The organism is Congregibacter sp. (genome assembly GCF_965660375.1).
Taxonomy (GTDB): Bacteria; Pseudomonadota; Gammaproteobacteria; order Pseudomonadales; family Halieaceae; genus Congregibacter.
The window spans coordinates 1-12,892 of record NZ_CBFHZO010000082.1; the positions used below are offsets into that span (position 1 = coordinate 1).

Sequence of the window (12,892 nt, forward strand, 5' to 3'; positions counted from 1 at the left end):
AAGAGGATTTATGAAGCGTTTAGTTGTTGCCTGTTTTGGCGCACTGTTAGCTCTTGCTGTTGTGCTGGTCTATCGCGCCGAAAACCATTTTGAAAATCCGGTGCAAGAGATACCCGTGAAGAAGCGGCTGTTTTCGGTGGATGTCGATGCCGCTGCTCAGCGTCTCGCCAGGGCGATCACCTACCCCACCATCTCCTATGATGACGCTGCAAGGCTCGATGCGGTGGCCTTTTCCGGGCTGCGTCAGCACATGGCAGACAGTTACCCCCGGGTATACGGCGCAGCTCCGCCGCGATTGATCAACGAACATAGCCTGTTGTTCCGTTTTCCCGGAACCCGTTCAGATTTGAAGCCTGTGCTTTTTATGGGCCACGTGGATGTGGTGCCCGTAGATGAGGCTACCCTTAGCGAATGGCGCTATCCGCCTTTTTCGGGGGCGATGGAAGACGGCGTGATCTGGGGCCGAGGCGCCATGGACGACAAAGTGACGGTGTTCGCCCTACTGGAGGCGATGGAGGCCCTTCTTGAGTCCGGGACGGAGCTTGAAAGAACCATCTACTTTGCCTTTGGTCATGATGAGGAAATCGGTGGGCCTCAGGGAGCAGCGGCCATGGCTGACATACTTGCTGAAGAGGGGGTGGAGTTTGAGTTCGTTCTCGATGAAGGAGGTGTCATTACCCAGGGCGTGATGTCCGATATCGATGCTCCCGTAGCATTGGTGGGCGTTGCCGAAAAAGGCTTCGTTAATCTGAGACTCACCGTTAATGCGCCAGGAGGCCACTCTTCCCAGCCCCCCGATCACACCGCGGTGGGTATTCTCAGTGAAGCGATTGTGGCCCTTGAGTCGCACCCCTTTCCAAGTGACGTCAGCTACACCAAGATGACGCTGGACAGCATCGGCAGTGAAATGGGTTTTGTCACCCGTTTGATGATGGCCAATCTTTGGCTTTTCGAACCTGTTGTTGCCAGGGTGTTGGCAGAAGCTCCGTCGACAGCGGCCAGCACTCGGAGCACCATCGCCGCCACCATGTTGGAGGGAAGCTCCAAGTCCAATATTTTGCCTACTCGCGCTACCGCCGTGGTCAATGTTCGTATCATGCCGGGCGATAGTGTCGCCTCGGTAAAGGCGCACTTTGTTGAAGCTATCGACGATCCCCGAGTGGAAGTAACAACCTTCATGGAGAATGAGCCATCCCGGATCTCACCGACGGACAGCGTGGGGTTCCGGCTTATTGAGAAAAACATTCGCCGCATGGATGAAACCGCTTTGGTGGCGCCCTATTTGGTGATTGGCGGCACAGATTCAAAGCATTTCTATGACCTCTCGCCGAACATTTATCGTTTTATCATGGTACGGGCTGATGCTGAGGAGCTCAAACGAATACACGGTGTTAACGAACAGCTTCCGATCAACGAATACGGCAATGCCATTGAGTTTTTTATGAACCTTCTCGACGATACGGCAAAGGGGTAGCACAGCTACCCGAGGTAAAAGACGCAGAGAAACGCTCAATAGGGGGCGCTAAGTTGTCTTGTGAAAGCTGGCATTGAAGTGACGGCGACATAGCGATACGTAGCGGTCGTTGCCGCCGATCTCTACCTGGGCGCCGGCAGTGACCGTGGTTCCGTCGGCATCCTGACGGACCACCATGGTGGCTTTTTTGCCGCAATGACATATGGTTTTAATCTCTTTCAGGTTGTCCGCCCAGGCAAGTAGGTACTTACTGCCCTCGAAGGGTTCGCCACGAAAATCTGTGCGAAGCCCGTAGGCAAGCACGGGGATTTTCAGTTCGTCGCATACCTTTCCCAAAGCGAAGACCTGCTCTCTGGTCAGAAATTGCGCCTCGTCTATGAGCACACAGTCCAGCTTTTCGTCGCGATGCTTTCCGGTAACTATCGCAAAAATGTCAGCCTCACGATCAAAGATAAAGGCGTCCGCACCTATGCCGATGCGCGATGTCACTTTCCCACTGCCGAAGCGATCGTCGAGCGCCGGCGCCATGATCAAGGTGCGCATGCCCCGCTCGGCATAGTTGTAGCTCGACTGTAGTAGCGTTGTCGATTTACCTGCGTTCATGGAAGAGTAATGAAAGTACAGCTTGGCCAAGGGGCCTCCTGAAAAATACTCGAGAATCTGCGAAAGCATCGTCAGAGATAAAGTCGTGCCGTGCTTAGCTGCTAGCATGCCACAGTCTCCGTGGTGACGGGGTCCATTGCGGTGCATACTCTTAAATTCTGAATCCCCAAAACCGGTGATAATCAGTGCTAGATACCCTGTATGGTTTGGTTCGGCGTTCCCTCGGAGTTCTTGCCCTGAGTGCGCTGGTTACGAGCTCTTCTATCTTGGCGGAGACTCCCTCGAGCTACCCTTATGGCGGGGTCAACGAGAAGGCGTTGGCCCTTTATCGCCAGGGCTGGTCCGAGATTCTCGAACGGGGTCGCTGGGCAGAGGCCGAGCGTTTGTACCGGGCGGCCCTGGCCACGGCACCGGACTTTGTGATTGCAAAGAGCGTTCTGGCGCGCATGACGGATGACGCTAAAGAGCGAGAGACCCTCGTTGATGAGATTAAGCGCGAGAGAGGTGGTGTCGGCGCATGGGGGGAGCTCCTGCTCGACCCCTACGTTATGACACTCAAGCTTATTAGCGCCCGTGAAAGCGGGACAGCGCTGAGAACAGGCTTTCGCGACGATCTCACGAACCTGGCCATTGAAAGTTATCGCGACTTTACCGAGCGCTACCCGGATGAGTGGGCGGTTCGCATCGAATATCTGGAATGGATTCACGCAAAACATGGCCCGGGAGAGGCGCTTCGAGCCATCGATGCTATGGAGAATGCGAATCCGACTTACGTTGCACGGCTGAGCTATTTTCCCGCATCCTTTTACGCCGAACTGGGGGATTTTGCTCAGGCGAGGCGAGAGGCGGAAATCTTCCTGGGTCAGCTGGGTCCGGGAGACTGGCCGCAGGCTCACTACATTCGCGCGTTTATCGCCTACGAGCAGGGCGATTACCCCGCCGCCGCAGAATCGGTGAATGAGGCTCTGCGTCTCGATCCACAGCACGTTATCGCTCAGCGGCTCAAAGTGAAAGCCGATAGGGCTCTTGCGGAGGGGGCACAGTAGGACAACACTGGTTATAATTATTCTGACAGTCACGAGGATCCAGGCATGTTTAAAAAAGCTTTAACCGTAGCGGCTGCTGGTTGTCTGCTCGGCGCCTGCGCCGGGCGCAGCGACTATCAAACTTTCTATCATGCTGAGCAGGGCGATTACGATGCGGCGCTGATCGCGGCTCAAGCGGCGCAGGGTAATAGCATCAACGGGTTTTTCTTTGGCACCGGCGCCAGCCAATGTCGCGACTATAACGCCGTGGTCACCGTTCATGTTGCTCAGGGAGACTTCCCCGGCGCCTCGGCGGCCTGCCGGGACTACGAGAACGAATGCGCCGTAGTGCCCGACACTAATCTTTGCTTTAGCTACTCAATGAGTGATTTAAGCTCCGCAGGATCTGACCAGGATCTTGCTAGCCGCCTCACTGAAGAAGCGAAAGAAGGCCTGCATTTCCGTTGGCTGATGCTGCGCGATGACTACGAGGGTAGAGCACTGCAGCGGCCGCTGTATTAAAACGGGTGCTCAGGGAATTAATTATCCCGTCTTTGGTATAAAGCGTAACGACACGCCATTGTTACACCAGCGCTCACCGGTGGGCGCTGGCCCATCGCTGAAGACGTGGCCATGATGCCCCCCGCAGCGCACGCAGTGATACTCGGTGCGGGGAAATATCAACTTAAAGTCTTTTTTTGTCGCCAGGGCGTCGGGAATTGACGTGAAAAAGCTGGGCCACCCGGTGCCGCTGTCGTACTTCATTTGGGAGGTAAATACGGGGAGATCGCAGCCCGCGCAGACAAATACTCCGTCGCGTTTTTCATCATTTAAGGGGCTTGTAAAGGGCCGTTCCGTGGCCTCTCTACGGAGGACGTCAAAAGCGAGGGGCTCATCAAGGCGCTGACGCCATTCTTCCTTACTGAGTTCAAGCTTATCCTTTGGGCTGACCTCCCGGAAACCGTCGGGAAGAAAGCTCCTCCACTGCGACTGGATGTCCTCAAGCATCATACGTCCCTTGTCCTTGGCCCAGAGGATTGGCGCTGACGTCGCCAGCGTGGCTGCCATTGCCCCGAGTGCGACCTTGCAGCTTGCAGATAAAAAATTTCGTCTATTCATAAACAGTAAGACACACACGCGTCGGAATAATTCCATGTACGCTGCCAGGGAAAAGACGGATTCTCCCATGCAGTGCGTTTTTGTTAGCTTGTAAGCTGCGGGCAGCGGTGCCGTTGCCTTTTTAAGAGACAAGGATCGAGGATGAGCTCAACGGATATGCCGCCAGCCGCGGGGAGCGGTCTAAGCCCGGAAGAACAGGATCGCATCGAGCGGATCAGCGGTGAACTGCGGGCGGGAGTCGAGGAGCTTGGGGATGTGGGGCCTGCGATCAGTATTTTCGGGTCTGCTCGGGTCGCAGAGGACAGCTGGGAATATCGCAGTGCCCAGTCCCTCGGGAAATTTATGGCAGAGGCGGGGGTCTCAGTCATTACAGGCGGTGGTCCCGGAGTTATGGAGGCGGGGAATCGAGGCGCACGCTCCGGTGAGGGACGCTCTATTGGTTTGAACATTACCCTTCCCCATGAGCAGCTCGCGAACCCCTATGTGGATACGGATATCGCCTTTCGTTACTTTTTTACGCGAAAATTTATGCTCATCCGCTATGCCATGGGTTTCGCTATTTATCCCGGGGGCATGGGCACCATTGATGAACTGTTTGAGCTTCTGACACTGGTGCAGACGGGTAAACTCCAGCCTTGCCCCATGGTGCTGGTCGGGCACGATTACTGGAGTGGACTTTACAATTGGCTCGCCCGGGAGTGTGTGACTCGTGGGTACATCGGACCGGCTGATCTTGACCTGCTTGAAGTGGTCCCGGACGAAGAGGTGGCGGCCGCGGTGCTTCTGGACAAAATCAGGCAGTAGATTCCTAAGCCTCGACTAAAACAGTCAAAGCACAGGGGTTCTAATCGGAGGAAGTGTAATGAAAGTGTTGCATCTCATGCGCCATGCAAAATCCAGCTGGCAGGCTGCGGGCCTGAGCGATCACGAGCGTGAGCTTAACGAACGAGGCTTTAGAGACGCTCCGCGTATGGGACGAGCACTGGCGGGGATGGTATCGCCCCAGCCCGTACATTGTAGTTCTGCAACGCGCGCCCGTCAGACTCTCGAGGGACTGTGCGACGGCTGGCCCGCCATGGCCTTGCAGCAGCACGAGATCGATGACGCCCTTTATACTTTTGACTATCAGGACGTGATGGCCTGGCTTCAGGACTACCACGGCGCGAGGGGTCGCTGTTTTTTGCTGGGGCATAACCCCGGCCTTACCGATCTATGCAATCAGTTGGTGGGACGGCAGGCCATCGATAACCTGCCCACTGCAGGCTATTTGCAGCTGGATATTCCCGTGAGCCACTGGAGCGATGTGACCGAAGGGATTGCCACCCTTACGGAGTGGCAATTCCCCCGGGATCTTCCCTGACGGCCTACTATCGGTTCCAGGGAAATCATCCTCGCGCGGCGGAGGCGGCACTCAGCGCGTCACGACCATGAGGGCGTGTGTAGTCGATATCCGGACCTCGGGGAACGATGCCTGTGGGATTGATGGTCCCGTGAGACGCGTAGTAGTGCGTTTTGATGTGATAAAAATCGACTGTCCCGGCGAGATCGCCAAGCTGATAGATCTCGCGCACGTAGCCGGGTATGTGCGCAAAGTCCTCCAGCCGGTTTCGATTACATTTAAAGTGCCCGTGATACACCGCATCAAAGCGGATGAGGGTGGTGAACAGCCGAATATCAGCCTCTGTAAGGGTGTCTCCACATAGATAACGGTTGTTCGCCAGGTGCGAATCAATGCGGTCCAGTTCCGCGAATACCTCGCCGTAGGCTTCGTCATAGGCATCCTGCGCCGTGGCAAATCCTGCGCGGTAAACTCCGTTGTTGATGGCAGGGTAGATACGCTTGTTCCATGTGTCGATCTGCTCACGCAGCGCTTCGGGGTAAAGGGTCAGCCGATTGCCGGTGAGATCGTCAAAAGCCGTCCCCAGCATGCGGATAATTTCTGCTGACTCGTTATTCACGATGGCTTTGCGCGTCTTGTCCCACAGCACCGGGACGGTAACGCGGCCGCTGTAGTCACTTTGGGCTGTGGTGTACACCTGATGCATGTAGCTATGTCCCTGAACAGTATCGCCGGAACTGCCCTCGCTGCCGGCAAAGGTCCAGCCGTTTTCCAGCATGATCGGGCTGACCACGGATACGTCGATGTGGGATTGCAAGTCTTTGAGACTGCGCACGATTAGCGTGCGGTGAGCCCAGGGGCAGGCCAGAGAGACGTAGAGGTGATAACGACCGGACTCCGCGGGAAACTCACTATCGGGGCCGCCAATACTATGGCGAAATTGTGCGTCTTCGCGCACGAATCGTCCTCCCGATTCGCTGGTGTCATACCAGCGGTCTTTCCAGACACCGTCTACTAACAAACCCATGGCGGCTTCCTCCGTTGCTGTTTCATGATGTGTTTTGAGCGGACAACAGCATAGGTTCGAATGAGAAGGACTAAAATCAGATAAATAGCGATATTGCTTTCGATTTATTAGAACGTTTATGAGCCTTGAACCTGCTCCGTCAGGAGTTCCCCCAGGCGACAGGTGGCAGGCCCTGCCTTATCCGAGTCGGCATAGACCAGATAGAGCGAGACGCGGCGTCGCGAGCCTCGCTCCAGAGGCAGCTCCCGAAGTTGCCCGTTTTTAAGGTCCTGATCGATACGCGTCATGGGGAGCCAGGCAAAGCCCATACCTCGGCGTATCATCGCTATGGAGGTCGCCACGTGGCTTACGGTCCAGCGCTGCTCTGCGCCCAGCCACCCGGAGTCAACGCGCTGTCCGGTGGCAGAGTCGCGGACGACGATTTGTCGCTCCGCCGCGAGATCCTGAAGGTTAAGCGCCCGGTCCAGACTGTGCAGCGCGTGTTCGGGGTGAGACACCGCGATAAATTCCACATCCATCAGGGGTTCGCCTAAAAACCCCGGCGGAACCGTGCCTGCCACCAGGAGATCCACTTCGCCCTGGAGCAATCGTTCAGAACCGCCGGATAACACGCTTTCGACCAGCTCTACGCGGGTGTAGGGAAATTCTGTGGACAGACTCGCAAGGGCTTCCGCGAGGCAGTGTTGGGGAAAGATCTCATCGATCGCGACCCGCAGCTCCGGTTCATTGCCTCGGGAAAGTCCGCCCGCAATAACTTCCAGTTGCTCTGCCTGCTCGATGAGTTGCTCTGCGCGACGGAGCATCAATTCGCCCGCGTCGGTCAACTGGGCCTTGCGACCCACGACCTCCAGCAGCTGCAGGTCCAGCTGGCTTTGCAGTTTGTGAACCGCGTGGTTGATGCTGGACTGACTTTTGTGGATCGCCTCGGCGGCCTGAGCGAAACCGCCATGCTCAACAACCGCACGAAACATTCGCCACTGCTCCAGGGTGCTGCGATGCATGATCTTTGCCTTTTGTCTAAAAAATCGAAAGATAAGAGCAAAATAAAGCAATATTCTTACGATTTAACAAGCGCTAATCTGTCGGGAAATGGAGGTCTTTACTATGAATCGACAAGTACACCAGGTGATGAAAGCGCAGCCGAGCATGGATGGTGCCGGTGTGGCGATTCATCGGGTTGCGGGTTTTGAGCAGCGGGGCATGGATCCGGTACTCATGATTGATGAGTTGCGTTCGGAGCATCGCGAGGATTTCGCGGCGGGCTTCCCGCCCCATCCTCATCGGGGCATGCAGACGCTGACCTACATGAAGCACGGGGGCATCATTCACGAGGACAGCCAGGGTAACCGCGGTGAGATACGCAGCGGCGGCGCGCAGTACATGAGCGCTGGCCGGGGCATCATCCACTCTGAAATGCCCACGCAGGACAGCATGGGACTCCACGGCTTTCAGCTTTGGTTCAACTTGCCCGCGGCGCAGAAGATGGATTCGCCCCGCTATCGGGATCTTCCTGTGACCGAACTGGCAGTGGGCGACGGTGAGGGATGTCGGCTTGTCGCTGTGTCCGGTAACTGGCGGCTGAAAGGCATGGGTGCCATTGAAGGTCCCCTTAGCGAATTGGCCCCCCAGGCGGCACTGGCTGATCTGAGTCTCGACGCCGGCGTGGAGGTGGTGGTCGACACCGACGCCGGAGAGTCTGTCATGGTGTACATCTACGACGGCGGTCTGGAAGATGACGGCGCGAGTTTCCCAGAGCGACATATGCTGTTGTTCGCAGAAGGCGAGGAGCTTTGTATTCGCGGTGGCGCTGAGGGTGCAGGTGTGCTGCTGCTCCGCGGCCAGCCTATCGGCGAGCGAGTGGTGCACTACGGGCCTTTTGTCATGAACAGCGAGGCGGAAATCGAGCAGGCGATCCGCGATTATCAGTCGGGGAGCTTCGCTGCCTAGCCGGAACGTCACACTTGCCCCGGGGCTGCAAGGGCTGCGCAATGGTGCTACCCTTGCGAGCTTTTCTGTCCCAGGTAAACCATGCATTTTTCCTTTCTTATCAGTGCATTAACGCTCACTGCGGTCATCACAGCGACAGCGGGGTGCGCGACGCCGGTGGAGCCTGAAATACCGAGCTTTACGACCTGTGAAGAGCCCAGACCCCAGGTCTGCACCATGATCTTTGCCCCGGTCTGTGCCACTACTGTGACCGGTGAACTCACAAACCACGCTTCGGGCTGCAATGCCTGTGCCGATGATCAGGTCCTCACCTATGTCGACGGCGCCTGCGAAGAAGAGGGAGATAGTTTATGAGTCTGACCAATCGGATCCTGCTGGGTATGTTGGCAGGAATCCTGCTCGGCTCGCTTTTGAATCTTATCGGTCACGGCAGCGCGGTTGATGGCACGGTGCGAACCATCATCGATGACTGGCTGGTCGGTGGCGTCTTCGACGTTGTGGGGCGCATCTTTGTCGCCTCCCTCAAGCTTCTCGTGGTGCCTCTGGTCTTTGTCTCTCTGGTCTGTGGTTCCAGTTCCCTTGGTGACAGTGCTCGCATGGGGCCCATCGCCGGAAAAACCTTGCTTTTTTACCTGGCCACTACGGCCATCGCTGTTTCTGTGGCACTGGTCGTGGCCGTGTTTATCGGTCCCGGCAGCTCTGTGGAACTCGACAGCAGCGCGGCTTTTGTAGCCACAGAGGCGCCGCCGCTCAAAGAAGTACTGGTTAATATCTTTCCCGCGAATCCTATCAAGGCGATGGCGGATGGCGAGATGCTGCAAATCATCGTCTTCGCCCTGCTCTTTGGTTATGCCCTCTCCCAGGCGGGTGACGCTGGACAGAGAATGGCAGCATACTTCAGCGATCTTGAATCTATCGTGATGAAGATGGTCGGTGTGCTTATGGCATTCGCGCCCTACGGCGTGTTCGCATTGCTGGGTCGACTGTTTGCCGAAATGGGGCTCAGCGCAATTTTGGACCTTGGCGCCTACTTTTTGACGGTGCTGGGGGTGCTGATTTTCCACGGTATCGTGACCTACGGGTTGATCCTCAAGACCCTGACGGGCCTGCCTCCGCGAGTGATGCTCAAGAAGATGCGCTCCGTTTGGGCCTTTGCCTTTTCCACCGCTTCTTCGGGAGCGACGCTTCCTATCACCCTGCGCACCGTTGAGAAAAAACTGGGCGTTCACAATTCCGTTGCCGGCTTCACCGTTCCCCTGGGTGCGACCATCAACATGGACGGCACGGCTATCATGCAGGGCGTGGCGACGGTCTTTATCGCTGAGGTTTATGGATTTGACCTCAGTATGACTGCCTATATCACGGTGATTTTGACGGCGACGCTCGCTTCCGTGGGAACCGCGGCGGTTCCCGGTGTCGGTTTGATTACCCTTGCCATGGTGCTCGAGCAGGCGGGTCTGCCGGTTGAGGGTATTGCGCTGATTATCGGTGTCGACCGACTGCTGGACATGGTCCGCACCATGGTAAACGTTACCGGTGACGCCACCGCGTCAGTGGTGGTGGGCAAGAGCGAGGGACAGTTCGATGAGGAAGTGTTCTTCAACCCCAATGCCGATGCGCAGCAGGGGTCCGGTGACTCCCATAAAGTCGCCGGCACTGCTGGGACCTGAGTCTTATTATGAGTATCAAAGTCACCATTGTTCCCGTCACGCCCTATCAGCAAAACTGCTCCATATTAAAGTGCGAGCAAAGCGGTAAGGCGGCCATCGTTGATCCCGGCGGAGACACCGATCGAATTCTGGCAGCGGTAGAGCAACTGAGTGCTACCGTTGAGAAGATCATTCTCACTCACGGACACATGGATCACTGCGCCGCCGCGGATGTGCTGCGGCAGCAGTTGTCCGTTCCCATCGAAGGGCCCCACGAGGGCGATCGCTTCTGGATTGATAAGCTGCCCGAGTGGTGCAAGATGGCCAGTTTCCCGATAGCCGAGGCCTTTGAGCCCGATCGCTGGTTGGTGGAGGGAGACACGATAACGGTGGGGGAGCAGACCCTGAAGGTGTTTCATTGTCCGGGGCATACGCCGGGTCACGTGGTGTTTCTCCACGATGATCAGCGCCTCGCCTGGGTGGGCGACGTGATTTTTCAGGGCTCCATCGGTCGCACGGACTTTCCTCGGGGGAATCACGACGACCTCATCGCCAGCATACGCAATACCCTGTTCCCCCTGGGTGACGACATCACCTTTATTCCCGGTCACGGGTCCACGTCTACCTTCGGGCAGGAGCGCCAGAGTAACCCCTTTGTCGCTGATCAGCGGTATGGCTGAATCTCCCGGGCAGGCGCAGCGTCGGTCGGACTTCCTTGCGCAAACGGCCCGAATTCCTTTTGCTGAGCTTCAACGGTATTTTGCGGCAGGGCGCCTGGTACTCGTGAACGACGCGCTTGATCTTGTTGAGGTGGCTGTGCAGTTGTCCGAGGACAATGCGAAGCAGTTCGAGGCATGGCTGAATGCGTCCATGCTGGCCGGTGTCAGCGACGAGCAGGCAACTCGTTGGCTGGCCCATGAGCATTCACTTTGGGCCGTTGTGGCAGACCCCTGGGTGTTGGTGCAGGAACGTAAGGCAGGACCATCGCTGGCCCCGGCGCCTGATTGATGCCCTAGCGCTGATCGATCTTTGCGGGACGTCCCTCAAAAACTGTTCCCCAGATGGGGATGTCGCGCAGGCCTTGGACTCCCACTGCGTAAGGGTCACCTTCAAGCACCGTAAAATCCGCGCGTTTTCCCGCGCGAATGGACCCGATTTCATTTTCCCAGCCCATGATCCAGGCCGCGTCGATAGTGATTCCCCGCAGCGCAGTCTCAAGGCTGATGCGTTGATTCTGTCCCGTCGCATTGCCATTAATTGTCACGCGATTGCTGGCGGCCCATGCCAGCGTTAAAGGCTCCAGCGGTGCCATGGGAGCATCTGAGTGCAATGCGAGGGGAATGCCAGCGCGTTCTACGGATCCCAGGGGCACCATTTGAGCGCTGCGATCCGGTCCCAGCCAGGCTTCTCCGTACAGATCAGAGAGTATGTAGTGATAGTAGGGGTTGGCGGAGATGACTCCTCCGAGGGTGCCGAATTGTCGGATCTGTTCCTCGGTGGTGTAGGCGAAATGTTCCAGGGTGAGTCGGTGATCAAGGCGGGGATGTTCCAGTTGCAGCGCCTTGAGCATGTCGATGAGCGCGGCAGCACTGGCATCGCCATTGGTGTGGGCATGAATTTTGTAACCGGCTTTCCAGAAATGCGCTGCCCAACTGTGCGTCACCTCCAGAGGCGCCATCCACTGGCCCTTGTGCCCGTCGAGATACCCCGGTGGACCCATCTGAGCGAGCCCGCTGTAAATCGCGCCGTCCATCATCAGCTTGAAATGATGGTCGATCATGACGCGGTCAGTGTTGCTTTCCCGCCACTGATCGATCTCCTTTTCCGCTTCAGCGGGGCTACGACCCCGGGCCAAAAAGTCAGTGATGATGGGCGTCATGATGATGCGCAGCGGGGCGTTGGTGTCCTCCACAGCCTTCCGGATAAGAGCGAGTTCCTGCTCCGGATTGCCGAAAATGCCGGTGCCCATGTCCAAAGTGGTGGTGACACCTCCGCGGTGGGCCATGGCCAGAAAGTTCTCCATACCGACCAGGAAACGTGTGGGTTCAAAAACAAAGCCGAGCCTTGGGACCAGGGCTTTGAGTCCGTTCTCCCAGAAATGTCCCTTCCCCCAGTCCGCTTCATGGAGTTGCTCTACCTCTGCCTCGCTGAGGTTTAGCGCCTTGATGGCGGTATCGTTGAGAATCAGTTCATGAAAGGATCGGTGCCACAACATGACTGGCTGATTCGGGAACCAGTCGCTCAGCTGCTGTCGATACACATCCCCATGCCACAGCGGGTGATATCCCCAGGCTATAAAAGGCTGGTCTCCCTCATGATTGTCAACGAGCATGCGTAGTTTTTTCTCGAAGGCTTCGGGAGACAAGGCTCCGGGAAACGTTCCCGTGGGCAGGTCCCAGTCATCTGGCGCAAGGAAAGGAAACTGTGTGAGCACCGCCGGTAGCGTCGGATGGACGTGGGGATCGATAAATCCGGGAGTGAGAACCTTGTCCTCAAATCGCCTGTCTATCGCGTAGCTAGCGAGGGCTGGAGTGTCCTGCAACTCCGCAAGGTTGCCTACGGCAACAACGCGGCCGCTGTGTACGGCAACCGCCGTTGCCTCGGGCAGGCCTGGATCCATGGTAATAATCTTTTCTGCCGTGAAAATCACCTCCGCCCTGAGCCTGGGGGCGGCCGTAAGGCTCAATAACACTCCCAGGCAAACCGCCA

The 12,892-nt window shown here is 57.0% G+C and carries 15 protein-coding genes; 10 read left to right on the plus strand and 5 right to left on the minus strand.

All coding sequences use genetic code 11. The features are described from left to right. Positions 1 to 1,474, plus strand: a 1,474-nt coding sequence (locus ACTG3T_RS07005) for a M20 family peptidase (RefSeq protein ID WP_439101546.1), incomplete at its 5' end; no start/stop codon positions are given. 48 nt (positions 1,475 to 1,522) lie between these two features. On the opposite strand, the gene ACTG3T_RS07010 is transcribed toward ACTG3T_RS07005, so the two are convergent. After that, positions 1,523 to 2,185 carry a thymidine kinase gene (locus tag ACTG3T_RS07010; RefSeq protein ID WP_439101547.1) on the minus strand — a complete coding sequence of 221 codons (663 nt, stop codon included), beginning with the start codon at positions 2,183 to 2,185 and terminating at the stop codon, positions 1,523 to 1,525. Positions 2,186 to 2,262: 77 nt separating this feature from the next. On the opposite strand from ACTG3T_RS07010, the gene ACTG3T_RS07015 reads away from it, so the two are divergent. Together ACTG3T_RS07015 and ACTG3T_RS07020 are read left to right on the plus strand one after the other, a co-directional pair. Then, positions 2,263 to 3,123, plus strand: coding sequence for a tetratricopeptide repeat protein (locus ACTG3T_RS07015; RefSeq protein ID WP_439101548.1), 861 nt, complete (start codon positions 2,263 to 2,265; stop codon positions 3,121 to 3,123). A gap of 45 nt (positions 3,124 to 3,168) precedes the next feature. Further along, positions 3,169 to 3,624, plus strand: a complete 456-nt coding sequence (locus ACTG3T_RS07020) for a hypothetical protein (RefSeq protein WP_439101549.1) — start codon at positions 3,169 to 3,171, stop codon at positions 3,622 to 3,624. 21 nt (positions 3,625 to 3,645) lie between these two features. Here the strand turns inward: ACTG3T_RS07020 and msrB are convergent, their stop codons facing one another. Next, complete coding sequence (msrB, locus tag ACTG3T_RS07025; RefSeq protein WP_439101550.1) at positions 3,646 to 4,170, minus strand: peptide-methionine (R)-S-oxide reductase MsrB; 525 nt, start codon at positions 4,168 to 4,170, stop codon at positions 3,646 to 3,648. Positions 4,171 to 4,362: 192 nt separating this feature from the next. On the opposite strand from msrB, the gene ACTG3T_RS07030 reads away from it, so the two are divergent. Continuing rightward, on the plus strand, positions 4,363 to 5,025 hold the full coding sequence (locus ACTG3T_RS07030; protein ID WP_439101551.1) for a TIGR00730 family Rossman fold protein: 663 nt from the start codon (positions 4,363 to 4,365) through the stop codon (positions 5,023 to 5,025). 58 nt (positions 5,026 to 5,083) lie between these two features. After that, positions 5,084 to 5,581: a SixA phosphatase family protein gene (locus ACTG3T_RS07035; protein ID WP_439101552.1), complete on the plus strand. Its 498-nt coding sequence runs from the start codon at positions 5,084 to 5,086 to the stop codon at positions 5,579 to 5,581. A 25-nt stretch (positions 5,582 to 5,606) separates the two neighbouring features. Here ACTG3T_RS07035 and ACTG3T_RS07040 read toward each other — a convergent pair whose 3' ends face one another. Then, complete coding sequence (locus tag ACTG3T_RS07040) at positions 5,607 to 6,587, minus strand: glutathione S-transferase family protein (protein ID WP_439101553.1); 981 nt, start codon at positions 6,585 to 6,587, stop codon at positions 5,607 to 5,609. A gap of 116 nt (positions 6,588 to 6,703) precedes the next feature. Further along, positions 6,704 to 7,588 (minus strand): LysR family transcriptional regulator, encoded by an 885-nt coding sequence (locus tag ACTG3T_RS07045; RefSeq protein WP_439101554.1) that lies wholly within the window; start codon positions 7,586 to 7,588, stop codon positions 6,704 to 6,706. Positions 7,589 to 7,691: 103 nt separating this feature from the next. Here ACTG3T_RS07045 and ACTG3T_RS07050 point away from each other — a divergent pair, with 103 nt between their 5' ends. The 5 genes from ACTG3T_RS07050 (at position 7,692) to ACTG3T_RS07070 (ending at position 11,191) form a co-directional block, all read left to right on the plus strand. Continuing rightward, complete coding sequence (locus ACTG3T_RS07050) at positions 7,692 to 8,534, plus strand: pirin family protein (RefSeq protein WP_439101555.1); 843 nt, start codon at positions 7,692 to 7,694, stop codon at positions 8,532 to 8,534. An 81-nt stretch (positions 8,535 to 8,615) separates the two neighbouring features. Beyond that, positions 8,616 to 8,888, plus strand: coding sequence for a hypothetical protein (locus ACTG3T_RS07055; protein ID WP_439101556.1), 273 nt, complete (start codon positions 8,616 to 8,618; stop codon positions 8,886 to 8,888). Beyond that, entirely contained in the window at positions 8,885 to 10,204 is a 1,320-nt protein-coding gene (locus ACTG3T_RS07060) for a dicarboxylate/amino acid:cation symporter (protein WP_439101557.1), read from the plus strand. The genes ACTG3T_RS07055 and ACTG3T_RS07060 overlap by 4 nt, the downstream gene beginning before the upstream one ends. Positions 10,205 to 10,212: 8 nt before the next feature. Continuing rightward, positions 10,213 to 10,863: an MBL fold metallo-hydrolase gene (locus ACTG3T_RS07065; RefSeq protein ID WP_439101558.1), complete on the plus strand. Its 651-nt coding sequence runs from the start codon at positions 10,213 to 10,215 to the stop codon at positions 10,861 to 10,863. Further along, complete coding sequence (locus ACTG3T_RS07070; RefSeq protein WP_439101559.1) at positions 10,856 to 11,191, plus strand: DUF2288 domain-containing protein; 336 nt, start codon at positions 10,856 to 10,858, stop codon at positions 11,189 to 11,191. The genes ACTG3T_RS07065 and ACTG3T_RS07070 overlap by 8 nt, the downstream gene beginning before the upstream one ends. Before the next feature lie 4 nt (positions 11,192 to 11,195). Here ACTG3T_RS07070 and ACTG3T_RS07075 read toward each other — a convergent pair whose 3' ends face one another. Beyond that, the gene (locus ACTG3T_RS07075) at positions 11,196 to 12,875 is read right to left on the minus strand and encodes an amidohydrolase (protein WP_439101610.1); all 1,680 of its coding nucleotides are present in this window, start codon (positions 12,873 to 12,875) and stop codon (positions 11,196 to 11,198) included. Positions 12,876 to 12,892 lie beyond the last annotated feature (17 nt).

What these genes read in the sequence shown, in the direction of transcription:
- ACTG3T_RS07045 (WP_439101554.1), bottom strand. Translation starts at nt 7,588, where the DNA reads ATGCATCGCAGCACCCTGGAGCAGTGGCGAATGTTTCGTGCGGTTGTT.
- ACTG3T_RS07060 (WP_439101557.1), top strand. Translation starts at nt 8,885, where the DNA reads ATGAGTCTGACCAATCGGATCCTGCTGGGTATGTTGGCAGGAATCCTG.
- ACTG3T_RS07010 (WP_439101547.1), bottom strand. Translation starts at nt 2,185, where the DNA reads ATGCTAGCAGCTAAGCACGGCACGACTTTATCTCTGACGATGCTTTCG.
- msrB (WP_439101550.1), bottom strand. Translation starts at nt 4,170, where the DNA reads ATGGCAGCCACGCTGGCGACGTCAGCGCCAATCCTCTGGGCCAAGGAC.
- ACTG3T_RS07030 (WP_439101551.1), top strand. Translation starts at nt 4,363, where the DNA reads ATGAGCTCAACGGATATGCCGCCAGCCGCGGGGAGCGGTCTAAGCCCG.
- ACTG3T_RS07050 (WP_439101555.1), top strand. Translation starts at nt 7,692, where the DNA reads ATGAATCGACAAGTACACCAGGTGATGAAAGCGCAGCCGAGCATGGAT.
- ACTG3T_RS07065 (WP_439101558.1), top strand. Translation starts at nt 10,213, where the DNA reads ATGAGTATCAAAGTCACCATTGTTCCCGTCACGCCCTATCAGCAAAAC.
- ACTG3T_RS07035 (WP_439101552.1), top strand. Translation starts at nt 5,084, where the DNA reads ATGAAAGTGTTGCATCTCATGCGCCATGCAAAATCCAGCTGGCAGGCT.
- ACTG3T_RS07055 (WP_439101556.1), top strand. Translation starts at nt 8,616, where the DNA reads ATGCATTTTTCCTTTCTTATCAGTGCATTAACGCTCACTGCGGTCATC.
- ACTG3T_RS07020 (WP_439101549.1), top strand. Translation starts at nt 3,169, where the DNA reads ATGTTTAAAAAAGCTTTAACCGTAGCGGCTGCTGGTTGTCTGCTCGGC.
- ACTG3T_RS07070 (WP_439101559.1), top strand. Translation starts at nt 10,856, where the DNA reads ATGGCTGAATCTCCCGGGCAGGCGCAGCGTCGGTCGGACTTCCTTGCG.
- ACTG3T_RS07040 (WP_439101553.1), bottom strand. Translation starts at nt 6,587, where the DNA reads ATGGGTTTGTTAGTAGACGGTGTCTGGAAAGACCGCTGGTATGACACC.